At 60.4% G+C, this 17,136-nt stretch carries 12 protein-coding genes, 1 tRNA gene and 2 pseudogenes; 11 read left to right on the top strand and 4 right to left on the bottom strand.

What is annotated here, in order from left to right; all coding sequences use genetic code 11:
* Nucleotides 1–233 precede the first annotated feature (233 nt).
* Both NKH52_RS10185 and NKH52_RS10190 read left to right on the top strand, forming a co-directional pair.
* Complete coding sequence (locus NKH52_RS10185; RefSeq protein ID WP_352730620.1) at nt 234–2,285, top strand: lytic transglycosylase domain-containing protein; 2,052 nt, start codon at nt 234–236, stop codon at nt 2,283–2,285.
* A gap of 110 nt (nt 2,286–2,395) precedes the next feature.
* Entirely contained in the window at nt 2,396–3,295 is a 900-nt protein-coding gene (locus tag NKH52_RS10190; protein WP_352730621.1) for an alpha/beta fold hydrolase, read from the top strand.
* A 59-nt stretch (nt 3,296–3,354) separates the two neighbouring features.
* Here the strand turns inward: NKH52_RS10190 and NKH52_RS10195 are convergent.
* Together NKH52_RS10195 and NKH52_RS10200 are read right to left on the bottom strand one after the other, a co-directional pair.
* Nucleotides 3,355–4,447: pseudogene (locus tag NKH52_RS10195) on the bottom strand (tyrosine-type recombinase/integrase).
* A gap of 236 nt (nt 4,448–4,683) precedes the next feature.
* Nucleotides 4,684–5,817 (bottom strand): porin, encoded by a 1,134-nt coding sequence (locus NKH52_RS10200; protein ID WP_352730623.1) that lies wholly within the window; start codon nt 5,815–5,817, stop codon nt 4,684–4,686.
* A 448-nt stretch (nt 5,818–6,265) separates the two neighbouring features.
* On the opposite strand from NKH52_RS10200, the gene NKH52_RS10205 reads away from it, so the two are divergent.
* The 3 genes and pseudogenes from NKH52_RS10205 (at nt 6,266) to NKH52_RS10215 (ending at nt 8,092) form a co-directional block, all read left to right on the top strand.
* Nucleotides 6,266–6,356, top strand: a tRNA-Ser gene (locus NKH52_RS10205).
* Nucleotides 6,357–6,612: 256 nt separating this feature from the next.
* Nucleotides 6,613–6,822 (top strand): annotated as a pseudogene (locus NKH52_RS10210) (GIY-YIG nuclease family protein).
* Between the two features lie 124 nt (nt 6,823–6,946).
* Nucleotides 6,947–8,092 carry a porin gene (locus NKH52_RS10215; protein WP_352730624.1) on the top strand — a complete coding sequence of 382 codons (1,146 nt, stop codon included), beginning with the start codon at nt 6,947–6,949 and terminating at the stop codon, nt 8,090–8,092.
* Nucleotides 8,093–8,416: 324 nt separating this feature from the next.
* On the opposite strand, the gene NKH52_RS10220 is transcribed toward NKH52_RS10215, so the two are convergent.
* Complete coding sequence (locus NKH52_RS10220; RefSeq protein WP_352730626.1) at nt 8,417–10,084, bottom strand: tetratricopeptide repeat-containing sulfotransferase family protein; 1,668 nt, start codon at nt 10,082–10,084, stop codon at nt 8,417–8,419.
* Nucleotides 10,085–10,201: 117 nt separating this feature from the next.
* Between NKH52_RS10220 and NKH52_RS10225 the strand changes: the two genes are divergently transcribed.
* Nucleotides 10,202–11,314 (top strand): pyridoxal phosphate-dependent aminotransferase, encoded by a 1,113-nt coding sequence (locus NKH52_RS10225; protein WP_352730628.1) that lies wholly within the window; start codon nt 10,202–10,204, stop codon nt 11,312–11,314.
* A gap of 36 nt (nt 11,315–11,350) precedes the next feature.
* Here the strand turns inward: NKH52_RS10225 and NKH52_RS10230 are convergent, their stop codons facing one another.
* Complete coding sequence (locus NKH52_RS10230) at nt 11,351–12,343, bottom strand: bifunctional helix-turn-helix transcriptional regulator/GNAT family N-acetyltransferase (RefSeq protein ID WP_352730630.1); 993 nt, start codon at nt 12,341–12,343, stop codon at nt 11,351–11,353.
* A 164-nt stretch (nt 12,344–12,507) separates the two neighbouring features.
* Between NKH52_RS10230 and NKH52_RS10235 the strand changes: the two genes are divergently transcribed.
* From NKH52_RS10235 to NKH52_RS10255, 5 genes are all read left to right on the top strand, one after another.
* The gene (locus NKH52_RS10235; RefSeq protein WP_352730632.1) at nt 12,508–12,798 is read left to right on the top strand and encodes an acylphosphatase; all 291 of its coding nucleotides are present in this window, start codon (nt 12,508–12,510) and stop codon (nt 12,796–12,798) included.
* Between the two features lie 65 nt (nt 12,799–12,863).
* Nucleotides 12,864–13,514, top strand: a complete 651-nt coding sequence (locus NKH52_RS10240) for a TetR/AcrR family transcriptional regulator (protein WP_352730634.1) — start codon at nt 12,864–12,866, stop codon at nt 13,512–13,514.
* 67 nt (nt 13,515–13,581) lie between these two features.
* A complete protein-coding gene (locus tag NKH52_RS10245) occupies nt 13,582–14,745 on the top strand; it encodes an isovaleryl-CoA dehydrogenase (RefSeq protein ID WP_352730636.1) in 1,164 nt (387 codons plus the stop codon).
* A gap of 1 nt (nt 14,746) precedes the next feature.
* Nucleotides 14,747–16,354 carry a carboxyl transferase domain-containing protein gene (locus NKH52_RS10250; protein WP_352730638.1) on the top strand — a complete coding sequence of 536 codons (1,608 nt, stop codon included), beginning with the start codon at nt 14,747–14,749 and terminating at the stop codon, nt 16,352–16,354.
* Nucleotides 16,355–16,549: 195 nt separating this feature from the next.
* Nucleotides 16,550–16,918 (top strand): hypothetical protein, encoded by a 369-nt coding sequence (locus NKH52_RS10255; RefSeq protein ID WP_352730835.1) that lies wholly within the window; start codon nt 16,550–16,552, stop codon nt 16,916–16,918.
* Nucleotides 16,919–17,136 lie beyond the last annotated feature (218 nt).

A 17,136-nucleotide genomic window follows, 5' to 3' on the forward strand; every position in this document is an offset into this window, starting at 1 on the left:
TCCACTTTTGGGCGACATGCATCGGTGTTTATCGTGCGCGCCTTCTAGCCGAAAGCGAAGCGGCGCACCATAGTCTCGACATGGTTGCGCGGCAAGCATTGCCATGGTGCCAGCAAACGCAATTCGAACGGCCTCGCTAACTCTTTGTTTACGAGCTCTTCACGACCTAAGTTTAGGCTTCGAGGCATCTTCGCCTGCTTGTGGAATGCCAGACAAGGAAAGACTTAAGAATCATGCCGGGCGGTCGGCCTCACATTCTCGCGCTGCTTGGCGCCACGCTCGCGCTGATGCCGGGCATGGCGATCAGTGGTAGCGTGGACGTACGGGTCACCTCAGCCATTCCGATGCCAGGCGCGGCAATTGCGCTGCCTGACCTGCAGGGCAGGACCCCACAGCCGCCCTTGCCCGACGTCGCCCCCTTGAAAAGCGGGCTGGATGCATTGGCGGCGGGCGATAGTCCCCGCGCTCGTGGTGTGCGCGATGGCCTTCCCGCTCAGTCGCTCGACCAGCATATCCTTGCCTGGGCGATTGCGCTTTATGGCGGCGACAAGATTCCGAGCGGCGATATCACTGCTGCGGCCAAGATGCTGCCCAATTGGCCGGGCACCGTCGTCCTACGCAAAAACAGCGAACGCGCACTCTATCGTGAAAATCCCGCCCCCGACATCGTTATCAGGGCGTTCGATGGCAGCCAGCCGCAGACGTTCGAAGGCGTGATGGTTCTTGCCCGCGCCTATGTGGCGTCAGCCAATATCAAGGCGGCACGTTCGGTGCTGTCGCCCTTCTGGCGAACCGCGATCCTGGAGGCCAGGGACGAGGCGGCGCTGATCAAGGAATTCGGCAGCCTGATCCCGGCCACCGACCACCGCTTTCGCATGGAGCGCATGTTCTATGCCGACCGCGCGAATTCCGCCTTGCGCGTCGCCGGCCTGGCCGGTGCCCAGCAGTTCGCCGAGGCCTGGGCGGCGGCCGACAAAGGCGACAAGAATGCCGCCAAACTGCTGAAGGCGGTGCCGGCGGCGCAACGTTCGGCCGGCTACTTCTTCGCGCAGGCCGAATATCTGCGCAAGCAGGAGGATTTTGCCGGGGCCGCCGCCATTGTGATGCAGGCGCCGACCGATCGCGACGCTCTCGTCGATCCGGATGCCTGGTGGGTCGAGCGCCGGGTGCTGTCGCGCGAATTGGTCGACCAGGGCGATATGAATGCCGCGTACAAGATCGTCGCCACACACGCCGCCGAAAGTGCCGCCAATGCGGCAGACGCCGAATTCCATGCTGGCTGGTACGCGCTGCGCGGCCTGAACGACCCAAAAACCGCGGCCATTCATTTCGCTCGCATCGCGGACCTCGCCCAGGGGCCGATGACGCTGTCGCGCGCCTATTACTGGCTCGGCCGTGCCGCGGAAGTCGGCGGTCCGGGCAATGCCAAGGACTATTTTGCGCGCGCCGCTGCCTACGGCACGACATTCTACGGCCAGCTTGCCGCCGAACGCGTGGGCCGGCAGGCGCTGGACATCGTCTATCCCTCGCCAAGTGCAGCCGACCGGCAGAATTTTGCCGGCCGCGAGGCCGTCAGCGCCATCAAGCGGCTGCAGGAGGCGGGCTACGACCGCTATGCCGAGACGCTCTATCGCGACCTTGCCGGGCAGTTGACCAGTCCGGGAGAACTGGCGCTGCTGGCTGTCCTTGCGGAAAAGCAAGGCAACCATTTCATGGCGCTGAAAATCGGCAAGATCGCCGGGGCGCGCGGCATCGATGTCGGCGCATTGTCGCATCCGCTCGGCGTCATTCCCGATTCGGCCGACATTTCCGGCTCGGGCAAGGCGCTGGCCTATGCGATCGCCCGCCAGGAAAGCGAATTCAACATCGGCGCCGTGTCGAGCGCCGGCGCGCGCGGGCTGCTGCAGCTGATGCCGGGAACCGCAAGGCAACTGGCGAAGAAGGCCGGGCTGCAGTTTTCGCAAACACGGCTGACCACTGATGCCGGCTATAACGCGACGCTTGGTTCGGCCTTCCTCGGCGAACAGCTCGACCGCTTCAACGGCTCCTACGTGCTGACCTTCGCCGGCTACAATGCCGGCCCCAACCGGGCCAGCCAATGGGTGGCCAGATATGGCGACCCGCGCGGCAAGGACATCGACGCGGTCGTCGACTGGATCGAGCGAATTCCCTACACGGAAACAAGAAGTTACGTTCAGCGCGTGATGGAGAATTACGAGGTCTACAAGATGCGTATTTCGGGCAAATACGACATTGTCGGGGATCTGGTGAACGGGCGGAGTTGAGGCTTTCTGTCCTTCTCCCCTTGTGGGAGAAGGCAAAAGAGCCTTTCATTTGACCATCCCTGCCCTCGCCTGTAGCTGTCCAGATCGGTACAGCGAGATCGAACATTCCGATGGCAAGCGAGCAAAGTTTCTCCGACTTCTTCTTCAGCGCACCCGATAGGCTGAAGCTCCATGCGCGCATCTATGGTGAGGCCAATACCGGATCCTGGCCGGTTGTCTGCCTGCCTGGCCTGACCCGCAATGCCAGGGATTTTCACGAGCTGGCGCTCTATCTGTCGACGGATGCGGCAACTCCGCGAAAGGTCATCGCCTTCGACTACCGTGGGCGGGGGCAGTCAACCTATGATCCCGACGTCAAAAATTACAATGTCGGCGTGGAGGCTGGCGACATCCTGGCCGGGCTGACGGCGCTGAACATCGGAGAAGCGGCCTTCATCGGCACCTCGCGCGGCGGGCTGATCATCCATGTGCTCGGGATGATGCGGCCATCCATCCTGAAAGCCATTGTTTTCAACGACATCGGACCGGTGATCGAGACGGCCGGACTTGCCCATATCCAGTCTTATCTCGAGCGCGACCCGGCACCGAAAACCCGCACACAGGCGGCGGCCGCCCAGCGCAGCGTGCATGGTGAAGACTTCCCCTCCCTTGCCGGCGCCGATTGGGATCGGATGGCATGGGCTCTCTACCGCGAAACGGATGGTGGGCTGGTGCCGGATTTCGATCCGAAGCTGGTGGATACCATGGCGAGCCTCGATCTGACGCAGAAGCTGCCTGATCTATGGCCTCAATTCGAGGCGTTGGCCGCCATCCCGTTGCTCGCCATACGTGGTGCCAATTCGAGATTGCTGTCCATGGACACGCTCAACCAGATGAGAGAGCGCCATTCCATGATGGAGACGATCACTGTCGAGGGCCAGGGCCATGCGCCATTCCTGGAGACCGCCAGCCTGCCGGGCGACATAGCCGCTTTTCTCGACCAAGCCGAGCGCAAGAATATCCCGAAGTAAATCCCATGACCAAACAAGGTCACGGGATAGCTACAATAGTATAGACAGGATTCTTCAGCCTACTTGGCTTTTGAATTTTTCCGAGCCGCTTTCGGCGACTCTTTTGCGGCGGCGGCTGCCTCATCCCTCTTTTTTCGCCCTGCCGTCGGCGACGAAGGCGTCGTCACGGGCGAAGAAAACATGGAGCCTTCAGCGCGATTGCCGCCCGGCTGAGTCGATCGAGGCGTTTCCAGCACGATGACACAGCCATCGAGATCGTTGGTGGCCAGATGCGCGTAGCGCATGGTCATCGACAACGTCTGATGGCCGAGCCACATCTGCACGCGCCGGATGTCGATGCCGCCTTGGACAAGACGCGAGGCGCAGGTATGGCGCAGTATGTGCGGCACCACCTGATCATCGGCGCCGAGACCGACTTCGGCCTTCGCGTCGTTCCAGATGGCACGAAACTGTGCCTGGCTGAGCTTGGTGAACGGTCCTTTGGGCCGGCGACCCTCAGTGGGAGGCAGCTTGATGACTTCCTTGACTCGCTCGGTCATTGGAATGGTGCGGCTGCGGCCGGATTTGGTGATCCAGAAACTGACGCGATGCTCCTGGATATCGTTCCAGATCAGCCCAAGCGCCTCGCCGAGACGGCATCCGGTGTCGACCAGGAAGACGGAAAGCCTGTAGGCATCCTCGCTGCGGTTCTTGATGGCGGCGAACAGGCGCGCCTCTTCGTCCCTTTCGAGGAAGCGAATCCGACCCGCCCGCTCCTTCTGGCGGCGGAACTCGGGCAGGCTGTGGATATCTCCCATCTTGTGAGCCTTGCGCAGCAGTTTGCTGAGGGCAGCCATCTTTCGATTGATGGTTGCGTTGCTGTTGCCGCGCTGGCGCAAGGTGCCGATAAGGTTGTCCAGGGTACTTTGGTCAAAGGCGCTGAAACGCTCCCCAAGGAGGATCTCGTCTATTTCGCCGATGAACGAGCTGACATTATACTTATGCCGCCCATCATCCCATAATATGTCCCGATATGCTGAAAAGATCTCCGACCCGATGCGACTTTACTTCTCTAATCTTGTTGTAGGTGTATCGAATCTTCGGACTTTGAGAAGAAAACATCGAAAAATGATCAGAGGACTCACCCTCTTGAATCGCTTCGTTCGTCATCATTTGCCACACCCCCGAGTGGGATAGGTCAGCCCTACCCGCTTGGAAGCTTCCTTTCAAGAGATTTTAATCACGCAGTTGTGATTTCATCCGCCCATCAGCGGATCCCACGAAATCACCCCACGGATTTATTCAGCTACCGTTACCCCCATCCTTCCGTTTGCCTTGATCCAGTCACGAAACAAAACAGCCCGGGCGTTGTGCACCCGGGCTGGATTTCACCTGTAAGGAACCAGCCCTTAGAACGAGCGCTGGAAGCGGAGGAGACCGCCGATGCTGCTGTCATCGTCAGCGCCGGTCCAGTTGGACGCCGGGAAGCTGCCCGCATTGACGTAGTCGACTTCGGCCGTGACCGTGAAGCCGGGAACGACGTCATAGGCGATATTCGCCGCGATGCCGAGGTTCTCGTCTTCATCATACGACACCTGGGCGTTGAACGAGGTCTTCTCGTTGAACTTGTAGGTGCCACCGCCCCACACTGCCCAGTTGCCGCCCCAGAGCTTGTACATGCCGCGACCGCCAGCAGGAATGACGTAAGACCCGTCGGTGTAGTTGTCGTCGGTGCCGTAGCCGCCCATGATCCACAGCGACAGTTCGTTGGAAACGTTGACGTCCAAGCGAACCTTGCCGGCAACTTCTTCGTAGTTGCTGTCATACGAGAGAACGCCGGTGATGGCGCCCCAGCCCTGCGTCCACTTCACACCGCCTACGACATGCGGAACGTAGCTGTCGATCGTGAACGGGCCGTAACCTTCTTCAAGCGAGACGACGGCCGAGAAACCGTTGCCAGCGTCGAAGTAGTACTGGATGACGTTGGTGTCGAAGCCGCCGTAAGGAACCAGCGTATCCTGGATGACGTTGCCGGCATAGCCGATGAACGTATCGAAGGCCGATTCGTCCTTACCGACGCGAAGCCCACCGAGCTGGATCCAGGCGAAATTCAGGGAAGTGGCGGTGTTCTCGCCGCCGTTGAGGTTGCTGGCGATGCCGCCAGTACCATTGCCGAAGTTGAAGCGGGTCTCGGTGTAGGTCTTCAACGTGCCGAGCTCGGTTTCCTGGCCGGTCCAGGTCTTCAGCGTGAAGCGGGCCTGCTTTTTCCATGTGTCGTTCACGGAGCCGTCTTCACGGTCGATGGTGCGGGCGCCATCGAAGGAGCCCACGTCGCCAGCGCCGATGTCATAACGGACATAGCCGCCGATGCGCAGGCAGGTCTCGGTGCCGGGGATGTAGAAGTAGCCAGCGCCGTAGACGTCGCAAATCTTGACGTATTCAGCGGGTTCCGGCTCGGCGACGACGACGGCGTCGGCGGCGCGCGCACCGGAAACTGCGATCAGGGCCGCAGCGGAGCCGAGGAGAAGGCTCTTGATGTTCATTTTCTGACCTCCAGTCAAAAGTTAAAAAACGGGTCTGGGTATTCTTTGCTGAAGGACAGCGTTCCCTGCCCCATCCCCACTACCGAAAAAGATGCGCACCGCGCCGCTCCTTCGAAATCGACATTACCCATGAGGCGGCGGCGTTCAACCACGATCGTACCGGCGAAAGGGCTGCCTGGCTGCTATCCCCCGGCGTTGTTGCACAAATGACACGATTTGGCCTCACTCAGAAAGCTCTCGTTAACCATCAGGCCCGCCGCAACCCCTTGTTTGCGCCGAATCCGGCGAAGGGCCGTCGGAATCATGGCAAGTCCCGAGTCGCTAGCCTGGAAACAACCGCAGAACCGCCGCATCCATGGAAGGCCACGGTTCAGTGCATCTTATTTTTCCATATAATGATGCAGGCTTGTTGATTGTGCCGGCGCTTTTCTTTATCCACCGGCGCAACGGAGAGGTGGCCGAGTGGTCGAAGGCGCTCCCCTGCTAAGGGAGTAGAGGTCAAAAGCTTCTCGTGGGTTCGAATCCCATCCTCTCCGCCATCCTGCTTCGCTCTTCGAGCTTCGCAGGACAAGTCCAGACCTCTGCGCGAAGCAGGATGCCCTCCGAAGCCTCGGCGAAGGAGGGCTAAAACCTAGCAAAAACAAGGTTTTCAGCTTGTGCTGTGCGCTTCGCGGGACAAGTCCAGACCTCTGTGCGATCCAGCAAAAGCGGGGGTTGGCAGGCCGCCTTCCCCGAGCCAGGATACCTCACTTGGTTTAGGGGGTGGCTGGCGTGGTACTGCTGGAAAGCAAGGCTATGGAAGGTGAGCGCTACATCGGTGTGACTTCAGACCTGAAGCGCCGGCTTGCCGATCATAACGCCGGAAAATCCAGCCATACATCCAAGTTCATGCCATGGCGGATCGTCATCTAAATCGCCTTCTCGAATCGAGCCAAGGCGATCTCATTCGAACGTTATCTCACATCCGGCTCCGGACACGCTTTCGCCAACAAACGTCTTTGGTGATTGTTCGCGCGACGTCGGAAAATCCAACATATTTCCGAAAAACTTCTGTGATCTCAATCGCTTAACGCATAAAATCGTGTCGCCGGCTCTGCAATTTCCTTCGATTCTGACTGGAGGTCAGAAAATGAACATCAAGAGCCTTCTCCTCGGCTCCGCTGCGGCCCTGATCGCAGTTTCCGGTGCGCGCGCCGCCGACGCCGTCGTCGTCGCCGAGCCGGAACCCGCTGAATACGTCAAGATCTGCGACGTCTACGGCGCTGGCTACTTCTACATCCCCGGCACCGAGACCTGCCTGCGCATCGGCGGCTACATCCGTTACGACATCGGCGGTGGCGACCTCGGTTCGTTCGATGGTGCAAAAGCCGCGGATCACCAGGATGGTGATGACCACAATACCTGGCTGAAGAATACCCGCTTCACGCTGAAGACCTGGACAGGCCAGGAAACCGAACTCGGCACCTTGAAGACCTACACCGAGACCCGCTTCAACTTCGGCGACGACAACGCTTTCGAGGACGTCAACGCCGCCCACAACCGGGACGTCTCGCTGAACTTCGCCTGGATCCAGCTTGGTGGCCTGCGCGTCGGTAAGGACGAATCGGCCTTCGATACGTTCGTCGGCTACGCCGGCAACGTCATCCAGGATACGCTCGTTCCCTATGGCGATTTCGACACCAACGTCGTCCAGTACTACTTCGATGCCGGCAACGGCTTCTCGGCAGTGGTCTCGCTGGAAGAAGGTAACGCCAATGACACGATCGACAGCTATGTTCCGCATGTCGTCGGCGGCGTGAAGTACACGCAGGGCTGGGGCGCCATCACCGGCGTCATCGCCTATGACAGCAACTACGAAGAAGTGGCCGGCAAGGTTCGCCTGGATGTGAACGTCTCCAACGAACTCTCGCTGTTCATCATGGGCGGCTACGGCTCGGACGACAACCTCAACGATAACCTCGGCAATCATGTCGACGCCAACGGTCGCGGCTTCTACAAGATGTGGGGCGGCAATTGGGCAGTGTGGGGCGGTGGCACCTACAAGTTCAACGAAAAAACCTCGTTCAACGCTCAGGTGTCTGCTGACGACTGGAAGAACGTCGGCGTTGCCGCGAACATCGCTTATGACGTTGTTCCGGGCTTCACCGTCACGGCCGAAGTCGACTACCTCCATGCAGGCCGATTTGGCGATGTCAACTATGTCAACCCATCGTTCACACCGGCCGACAAGAAGAACAGCATCGGCGGCCTCCTCCGCTTCCAGCGCTCGTTCTAATATATTTCGACTTGTCGAAATCGAAACCCGGCGGGCAACCGCCGGGTTTTTCATGCCGGATTTTCAGGGGACTCGTCAAATGCAGCTGTGCTGGCTCGACGCGGAGCCCTGACAGCCTCGGCAGCCCGGCAGCGCCTGAGTTTTCGCGCCAAGCGCTTCGAGCGTGTCGACCAGCAGAATCAATCGACCAACCGAGCGATTGCGTTTGGGATCATCGGGTGCGGAACGGCGCGCATCCGTACGCTTCTTCAGCCTAGATTTTTCAGCGCACCAACCAAATCAAGGAGACGTGCGCGCTTGAGCGGCACGCAAGACTGCTTTGAATTACGTTTCCGCCAAGTCGCCCAAAGCATCGATTAGTGGCTGGATCTCGCCTTCATAATTCTTCCACCGCTTGACGGACGATTTGTAGATCGGTTGGCGAACCTGCCAGCGGCTGGGCGTATTGACCGAACCATCCCTGTCGAAAAAACGCAGACAGGCGTCATCCCAAGGCAGCCCAAGGTACTCTATGAGGCGTCGTGACTGCGCTTCCTGATCCTCAACCAGCGTTTCGTAGCGATTTTCGAAGATAAGGCCTGGAAAAATCTTATCCCAATGCCGCATCAAGCGGTCATATTCGCGATAATAGAGGCCCAGTGTTCTCAGATCGCTATTGTAGCTGTGTCCCTCGCTGAAGTTCTGGACAAAACAAGACACGCAATTGTCGATGGCGTCACGGCGGCAATGAATGATGCGCGCGCCAGGAAAAAGAAGACCAATAAGTCCGATCAGCTCAAAATTATGCGGCGTCTTGTCCACCACCCGAAGTGCGGCAGGCGCTCGTTCCCTCAGATAGGACAGATGCTCTTCGGCCAGTGTTCTGGACAGATCCGCCGTGATCGACATGATCGGCCGGCTCAGATCTCCAGCCGATGACGTTTTGAGGCCAATCGCATTTGCAACTCGCCTAAGTTTGCTGAGTTCCCCTGCTCCATGAACATCGGGATGGCTGCCGCAGATCTGTTCCGTGAGCGTTGTCCCCGAGCGCGGCATGCCAACCACGAACACCGGCGCGTCCGAAGAATTTCCATACCCTGCCCTGGCGGCCAACATATCCGGCGTGAAGGTCTCAATCATCGAATCGACCCAGCGACGGTACAGTTCGATGTGGAACTTGTAGCCGGAAGCCTTTTTCGCCTCGTTGAAATGATCGAAAGCTTCTTCATAGCGCTTGAGGTCATTCAGCACCTTGCCTGCAGCGAAATGAAGCTTCTGAGCGCCATCTGAATCAAGCTTGGGATTGCGAAGTTCAAGAAGGATGGATTGGAGTTCCACCGGCTCTTCGGTGAACTTCTGTGTCTGTACAAGATCGTTGTAGGCAGCGGGAACCGCGACGCGACGCTTGATTGTTTCCTTCAAATGGGCGGAGGCGCTGTCCATGCGCCCCAGGCTGGTTAGCGCGCTGGCAAGTCCGACCAGCACCTTAGGGTGATGGCGGTTGATCTTCAGCGCCTTCTCGTAGACCGGCAAAGCCATGTCGGGTTTGCCAAATTCATTGTAAGCGCGCCCCAATGCGCAAAGCGCATCGACCAGATCCGGCTTCAGTTGCAGCGCGTGCAGCATATGCCTGATTGCCGACGAATATTCCCCGACCTTCACATAGGCCTCGCCCAGGCTGAGGTGGTAGTAAGGGTTTTTCGGTTCCTCCCCGACGGCTCTGGCGAAATATCGCAAAGCCGCCTCATCGTCGTAGCCGAGGCAAATGGTCCCCAGGATATAAAGAGCGAGCGGATGATTTGGCGTGCGCGACAGAACTCGAAGGCACAGGTCTTGAGCCTCGTTGAGCCGTTTTGCCTGCTGGAAAGTGTATGCCTGTTGCAGTAACGCTTCATCGACCTGCGCATGTGAAGGTGAATTTGCCACCGGCAAATTGGCTTGCGGCAATCTGAGTTTCGGCGCGGGTCCGGGCTTGATGTGCTTTGACCAAGCAGGCGGTAGACGATTGTTCATTGCGTCTCGCTAGCAAAAACGGCCGAAAGAATCCAGCGCTACGGAACTGCCCAGCGGCAACTTGCACCGACCCATCCGGCGCGCTAGCAAGAAGGCCCTTTCAAGCGAGCTTCCACCATGCACCAGCGCCCTCCCCTCATGCCGCTCATCGCAGCGCTTCCCTCGACGGTGCCGTTTGTCGGCCCCGAAGCGCAGGAGCGCGAGCGTGGCCGCGCTTTCCGCGCCCGCATCGGCGCCAATGAGAGCAGCTTTGGTCCCTCGCCGCGCGTCATCGCCCGCATGGCCGAGATCGCCGGCGACATGTGGATGTATTGCGATCCCGACAATCACGATCTGAAGGTGGCGGTCGCCGCGCATCACGGCGTAAAGGCCGAGAACGTCGTTGTCGGCGAAGGCATAGATGGCCTGCTCAGCCTGGTGGCACGCATGTATGTCGCGCCCGGCGATGCTGTGGTCACCTCGCTCGGCGCTTATCCGACCTTCAACTTCCATATTGCCGGTGTCGGCGGACGGCTGGTGACGGTCCCTTACGAGAACGACAAAGAAAGCCTGGACGGCCTGCTGGCGGCGGTGCGCAGGGACAGGGCCCCGCTGGTCTATCTCTCCAACCCCGACAATCCGATGGGCAGTTGGTGGGAGGCGAGCGAGATCATCGGCTTCATCGAGGCGCTGCCGCAAACCACCATGCTGGTGCTCGACGAGGCCTATGGCGAACTCGGGCCGGCCTCGGCGATGCCGCCGATCGATGTTTCCAGGCCAAACGTCATCCGCATGCGCACCTTCTCGAAGGCTTACGGGCTGGCGGGCATACGCTGCGGCTATGCGATCGCCGAGGCCCAGGTGATCCGCGACTTCGAGAAGATCCGCAACCATTATGGCGTCAGCCGCATGGCGCAGATCGCCGGCGTCGAGGCGCTCGCCGATCAGGACTATCTCAGAAGCGTGGTGGCGCGGGTCTCGGCCGGCCGCCGACGCATCGCCGGCATTGCCGAAGCGAACGGTCTGAAGCCACTGGCGTCGGCGACCAATTTCGTCACCATCGATTGCTGCGGCGATGGCGCCTTCGCGCTGAAAGTTCTGCAAGGCCTGCTGTCGCGCGACGTCTTCATCCGCAAGCCGATCGTGCCACGGCTCGACCGCTGCATCCGCGTCAGCGTCGGCCTCGATCACGAACTCGATATTTTTGCCGAGGAGTTGCCTGGCGCGCTGGCAACGGCGCGGGGAAACTAGGATTGCGTCTGCAAGCAGCCCAGCAGCAAAAGCTGCCTACAAACCCATTTCCCAGGTCTGGCCGGTCAGATCCTTGCCGAAGCTGTGGTGGTGCTCCTGCGAGACCAGCGTGAAGCCGGCACGTTCGTAGATTGCACGCGCCGCAACGAGGATGTCGTTGGTCCACAGCACCAGCTTGGTGTAGCCGCAAGCTCGAGCCCGCTTCACGCATTCCGCGACCAGTCGTTTGCCGATGCCGAGGCCGCGCGCCGACGCCTCGACATGCAGCATTCTCAGCTTGGCCACCTTGTCGTCCTGATGAACAAGGAACACCGCGCCGACCGGCTGACCACCGCGCTCGGCGATCCAGCAGAAATCGCGGCCGGGCACGAAATTGCGAATGAAATCGGCGCCGATCTCGGCGAGCACGGCCTCGAACTCGATCGTCCAGCCATATTCCTCGGCATAGAGTTGGGCCTGGCGCTGCACGACCCAGCCGACATCGCCGACGCGATGCGGCCGCAACGTCACCTCGCTGCTGTCACGGATGGGATCGCCCAGCAATTCCCCCGCCTTGCGCAAGGCGCTGCGCAGTTCATGCAACCTGTCGTCGGGGACGCTTTCGATCAGCCGCGCCGTGTCCCGATCGGCCGCCGCCTGCAGTCTGGCAAGCGCTGCCTCGCCTCTTGCGGTCAGCGAGAGAACCCTTCGGCGCCGGTCAGCCGGGTCCGTTCTGGCCTCGGTCAGCCCCTGGCCCGCGAACTTGCGCAGGATCCGCGTCAGATAGGCGGCATCGACACGCAACTGTCTTGATATTTCGGAGGCCGCCGGGCCATTCTCCAGCCGAAAAGCACCAGCCAGGAAACCGCGCTCCCCGGCGATTTCGGCGGAAGCCGGGTTGCTGCGGTGACCCAATTCGAACAGCACGCGCGCCTCGGTCAAAGTGAATGCACTTTGTGTCAGCGTCTCGTCGAGAAGGCCGACGGTGCGCGTGTAGAAGCGATTGAAGCGCCTGACATCGGCCACCAATGCGTTGCGTTCGTCCAACATCCGCAGCCAACTCCCAATAAGGCAGCTCCATTTTTCAAAATTAATGGACTGAGTCAATGAATTTCAAAGCCAGAGGGCCCAGCTATTGCGTCGTGCGCGCAACTCTCATGTTGCATTCCCTGAGCCATGCACCAGATTTTAACGAGACAGGCTTGGAGAGATTCATGACTGGTCATCGCAGGAAAGTGCAGGCGCGCATCTACGGCAATGTGCAAGGCGTCGGCTTCAGAGCATGGGCCCGGGATGAGGCCACAGGCCTTGGTCTTGCGGGCTGGGTTTGCAATGAAGCGGATGGGTCCGTAACGACGCAAATTGCAGGCCTTGATGAAGCGGTCTCGACAATGATCAAGCGCCTCTGGGAAGGGCCGGCCGGAGCTTCTGTTTCCAAGGTCGACATCGAGGAGTTGGTGGCAGAAAACGCCTCTGTTGGGTTCAGGATCGTTGCATGGAGGTGAGTTTGGATCGGGCGCCTTGAATTAATTGAACGTTCGTTTTATTATTGCTCCGCAGGGGAGCTGACATGGCACGCACCGCTGGGTCCGATGGCGAAAAGACCGAAGCGACTATCCGTGAGGCAGCGGTCAACCTCATCGCGCGCCTTGGGTACGAGGCGATGTCGATGCGTCAGTTGGCCAGCGAAGTCGGCGTCCAGGCGGCCGCGCTCTACCGCTACTTTCCAACCAAGGAAGAGCTTCTGTTCACGCTGATGCGCGAGCACATGGAAGGTCTTACCGATGCGTGGGAAGCCGCCCGCCCCGTCAGCGCAGATCCCGCGCAACGGCTCTCGGCCTATGTCGAAAACCACATCGCCTTTCACATCGAGCGACGGCACGCCACGCATGTGTCGAACATGGAATTGCGCAGTCTGTCGCCCGAACGGCTGACACAGATACTGCGTATGCGCACAGCTTACGAGAAGGAACTGCGCGCCATCCTGCGCGATGGCGACGAGACGGGCGCCTTCAGCATCGACGACACCGGGCTGACGGCCATGGCGCTGATCCAGATGATGACCGGCGTCATCGTCTGGTTTCGGCCGGGCGAACGGCTGTCGATCGCTGAAGTAACGGCGACATATCTTTCAATGACAATGCGGCTCGTCGGCGCGAAGATCGACGCCTACAGCGCCGCGCGTCCCTTCGGACGCGCAAAGGACGCTGCAGCATTTTGATTTCGCGCATGATCCCTTTCCGAAAATCAAAGTCGATTTTTCGGGGTCATGCGCAGGGAGGAAAAGCATGTACACGAACACGCTCAGCTTCGGGCATGACGAGGAGATCGAGGCGCTGCGCGACTTGGTGCGGCGCTTCGCCCAGGACCGGATCGCTCCGGTCGCCGCCGACATCGATCGCTCGAACGAATTTCCGGCGCATCTGTGGGGTGAACTCGGTGCGCTCGGCCTGCTTGGGATCACGGCCGATCCCGATTTCGGCGGCAGCGGCATGGGCTATCTCGCGCATGTGATCGCCGTCGAGGAAATCTCGCGCGCTTCGGCCTCGGTCGGCCTCTCCTACGGTGCCCATTCCAATCTCTGCGTCAACCAGATCAACCGCTGGGGAACGCCGGCGCAGAAGGAAAGGTACCTGCCGCCACTGTGCTCGGGCGAGCGTGTCGGCGCGCTGGCGATGTCGGAATCCGGCGCCGGCTCGGACGTCGTCTCGCTCAAGCTGCGCGCCGAAAAGCGCAACGACCGCTACGTGCTCAATGGCACCAAGATGTGGATCACCAACGGGCCGGATGCCGAGACCCTGGTCGTCTATGCCAAGACCGATCCGGAGCAAAACTCGCGCGGCATCACCGCCTTCATCGTCGAGAAGGCTTTTGCCGGGTTTTCCGTGGCGCAAAAGCTCGACAAGCTCGGCATGCGCGGCTCCAACACCGGCGAGCTGGTGTTTAGGGATGTCGAGGTGCCCTTCGACAACGTGCTGCACGAGGAGGGCCGCGGCGTCGAGGTGCTGATGTCGGGCCTCGACTATGAGCGCACCGTGCTTGCCGGCGGCCCGATCGGCCTGATGGCGGCGTGCCTCGACGTGGCGGTCCCCTATGTGCACGAGCGCAAGCAGTTCGGCCAGGCGATCGGCGAGTTCCAGCTGGTGCAAGGCAAGCTGGCCGACATGTACACGGTGATGAACGCCGCGCGCGCCTATGTCTATGCCGTTGCCGCCGCCTGCGACCGCGGCCAGACGACGCGCAAGGATGCCGCCGGCTGCGTGCTGTTTGCCGCCGAGAAGGCGACGCTGATGGCGCTCGACGCCATCCAGCTGCTTGGCGGCAATGGCTACATCAACGACTATCCGACCGGCCGCCTGCTGCGCGACGCCAAGCTCTACGAGATCGGCGCCGGCACCAGCGAAATCCGCCGCTGGCTGATCGGCCGCGAGATCATGGCGGAGGGGGTATAGCATGGCTACGCTGCAAACCCAGATATCCCCCTCCTCCGAAGCATTCCATGCCAATGCCGAGCGCATGCGGGCGCTGGTCGCCGACATTGCGGAGAAGGCGGCCACCGTCGAGCGCGGCGGCTCGGATGAAGCGCGCGAGCGGCATGTTTCGCGCGGCAAGCTGTTGCCGCGGGAGCGCCTGGCCCAGTTGCTCGACACCGGCTCGCCCTTCCTCGAGATCGGCCAGTTCGCAGCATGGTCGATGTATGGCGAGGAGATCTCTTCGGCCGGAATGATCGCCGGCATCGGCCGCGTCGAAGGCACCGAGGTGATGGTCGTCGTCAACGACGCCACGGTGAAGGGCGGCACCTATTATCCGCTGACTGTGAAGAAGCATCTGCGCGCGCAGGAGATCGCGCTGCAGAACAATTTGCCTTGCATCTACCTCGTCGACAGCGGCGGCGCCAACCTGCCCAACCAGGACGAGGTGTTTCCCGATCGCGAGCATTTCGGCCGCATCTTCTACAATCAGGCCAACATGTCGGCATCAGGCATTCCGCAGATCGCCTGCGTCATGGGTTCCTGCACGGCGGGCGGCGCCTATGTGCCGGCGATGTCGGACGAAACGATCATGGTGCGCAACCAGGCAACCATCTTCCTCGGCGGTCCGCCGCTGGTGAAAGCGGCAACCGGAGAGGATGTCAGTGCCGAGGATCTTGGCGGCGCCGATGTGCACACCAGGCTCTCCGGTGTTGCCGACCACTATGCGCTGGACGACGACCATGCGCTCGCCATCTGCCGCCGCATCGTCAAAAACCTGAATCGGAACAAGACTGTAAGCCTAAACTTACAGAGATCGATTCCGCCGCTTCATCCGGCGGATGAACTCTACGGCATCGTGCCGACCGACCTGCGCCAGCCCTATGACGCACGCGAGGTGATTGCGCGCATCGTCGACGGTTCCGAATTCGACGAGTTCAAGCAGAATTACGGCACCACGCTGATCACCGGCTTTGCCCATCTCCATGGCATGCCGGTCGGCATCATCGCCAACAACGGCGTGCTGTTTTCCGAAAGCGCGCTGAAGGGGGCGCACTTCATCGAACTGTGCTGCCAGCGCAAGATCCCATTGGTCTTCCTGCAAAACATCACCGGCTTCATGGTCGGTCGAAAATATGAAGCAGGCGGCATCGCCAAGGACGGCGCCAAGCTGGTGATGGCGGTCGCCACCGCCCGCGTGCCGAAAGTGACCGTCATCATCGGCGGTTCGTTCGGCGCCGGCAATTATGGCATGTGCGGCCGCGCCTATTCGCCGCGCTTCCTGTGGATGTGGCCGAATGCGCGTATCTCAGTAATGGGTGGCGAACAGGCGGCGACGGTGCTGGCCATGGTCAAGCGCGAGGGCATCGAGCGCAAGGGCGGGGAATGGAGCGCCGAGGAAGAGGCGAAATTCAAGAAGCCGATCCTGATGAAATACGAGCATGAGGGCCATCCGCTCTATTCGTCCGCACGCCTCTGGGACGACGGCATCATCGACCCTGCGAAGACCCGCGACGTGCTGGCGCTCAGCCTGTCCGCTGCGCTCAACGCCGAAATCGAGGACACGCGCTTCGGCGTGTTTCGGATGTGAGAATGGACGGTCAACTTCGACGGACAAACGGCGGAACTATACCGGCAGGCCGTTGCTGCCGTGGGAAAAGGCTGAACTGTATGGACCAACCGATTCATCAGCATAGGCGGCTTCGAATCTCAAACAGTGAACTGGCGGCGAGGCAAAATATTCGATACTGCTTATCCAGCATGGGGCAATGGGGACAGGCTGGAAATGAAACTGAAATATTGCCAGGGAACGGCTGCTTCGATACTTTCCATATTTCTAATATTAACAGCGACCGGCGTCGGCTCGGCGGAATCGCTCGCAGGACGCAAGGGAGACGTGCGTTTTCCGCCGACCTTGGGTTCGGGCGAATGCAACGTTGCCTACAAGGGCTACGTCGCGGCGAGCGGCCATTCGGCCTACGCCACAACCTTTTATTCGCGTGTCGTCGACCTCTACATTGTCTGCGGGACGAAGCTCAACGCGCCGTCCCAGAAGGCGGCGGAAGAGACGGCGCTACGCAATTGCCAGGCCGGCTTGACACGGTGGAAGCTCAAGACCGCGAGTGGCGGCTGCGCAATTTCGTCATCGAAATAGATACTACCGACCGCAAGGTAGAGCACTGCCTTGGTAAGGGAGAGGTCTACGCCGAGGGCTGGAATGGCTCGCTGGACCGTACCCCCCTCTGTCCTGCCGGACGTCTCCCCCGCTTTGGGGGAGATCGACTGTCGCTATCGCTTTCGCCAAATTCCAACATTGAAGGTTCGCAGCGAGGGCAAAGCTGCCAATCTCCCTCCTTGCGGGGGCCGGCAGGA

Source organism: Mesorhizobium sp. M1066, assembly GCF_040318635.1.
In the GTDB taxonomy this organism is placed as follows: Bacteria; Pseudomonadota; Alphaproteobacteria; order Rhizobiales; family Rhizobiaceae; genus Mesorhizobium.

Excerpts from the sequence above, each read along its gene's own strand:
- NKH52_RS10255 (WP_352730835.1), top strand. The coding sequence starts at position 16,550 with ATGAAACTGAAATATTGCCAGGGAACGGCTGCTTCGATACTTTCCATA.
- NKH52_RS10200 (WP_352730623.1), bottom strand. The coding sequence starts at position 5,817 with ATGAACATCAAGAGCCTTCTCCTCGGCTCCGCTGCGGCCCTGATCGCA.
- NKH52_RS10215 (WP_352730624.1), top strand. The coding sequence starts at position 6,947 with ATGAACATCAAGAGCCTTCTCCTCGGCTCCGCTGCGGCCCTGATCGCA.
- NKH52_RS10250 (WP_352730638.1), top strand. The coding sequence starts at position 14,747 with ATGGCTACGCTGCAAACCCAGATATCCCCCTCCTCCGAAGCATTCCAT.
- NKH52_RS10185 (WP_352730620.1), top strand. The coding sequence starts at position 234 with ATGCCGGGCGGTCGGCCTCACATTCTCGCGCTGCTTGGCGCCACGCTC.
- NKH52_RS10235 (WP_352730632.1), top strand. The coding sequence starts at position 12,508 with ATGACTGGTCATCGCAGGAAAGTGCAGGCGCGCATCTACGGCAATGTG.
- NKH52_RS10190 (WP_352730621.1), top strand. The coding sequence starts at position 2,396 with ATGGCAAGCGAGCAAAGTTTCTCCGACTTCTTCTTCAGCGCACCCGAT.
- NKH52_RS10245 (WP_352730636.1), top strand. The coding sequence starts at position 13,582 with ATGTACACGAACACGCTCAGCTTCGGGCATGACGAGGAGATCGAGGCG.
- NKH52_RS10240 (WP_352730634.1), top strand. The coding sequence starts at position 12,864 with ATGGCACGCACCGCTGGGTCCGATGGCGAAAAGACCGAAGCGACTATC.
- NKH52_RS10220 (WP_352730626.1), bottom strand. The coding sequence starts at position 10,084 with ATGAACAATCGTCTACCGCCTGCTTGGTCAAAGCACATCAAGCCCGGA.
- NKH52_RS10225 (WP_352730628.1), top strand. The coding sequence starts at position 10,202 with ATGCACCAGCGCCCTCCCCTCATGCCGCTCATCGCAGCGCTTCCCTCG.
- NKH52_RS10230 (WP_352730630.1), bottom strand. The coding sequence starts at position 12,343 with ATGTTGGACGAACGCAACGCATTGGTGGCCGATGTCAGGCGCTTCAAT.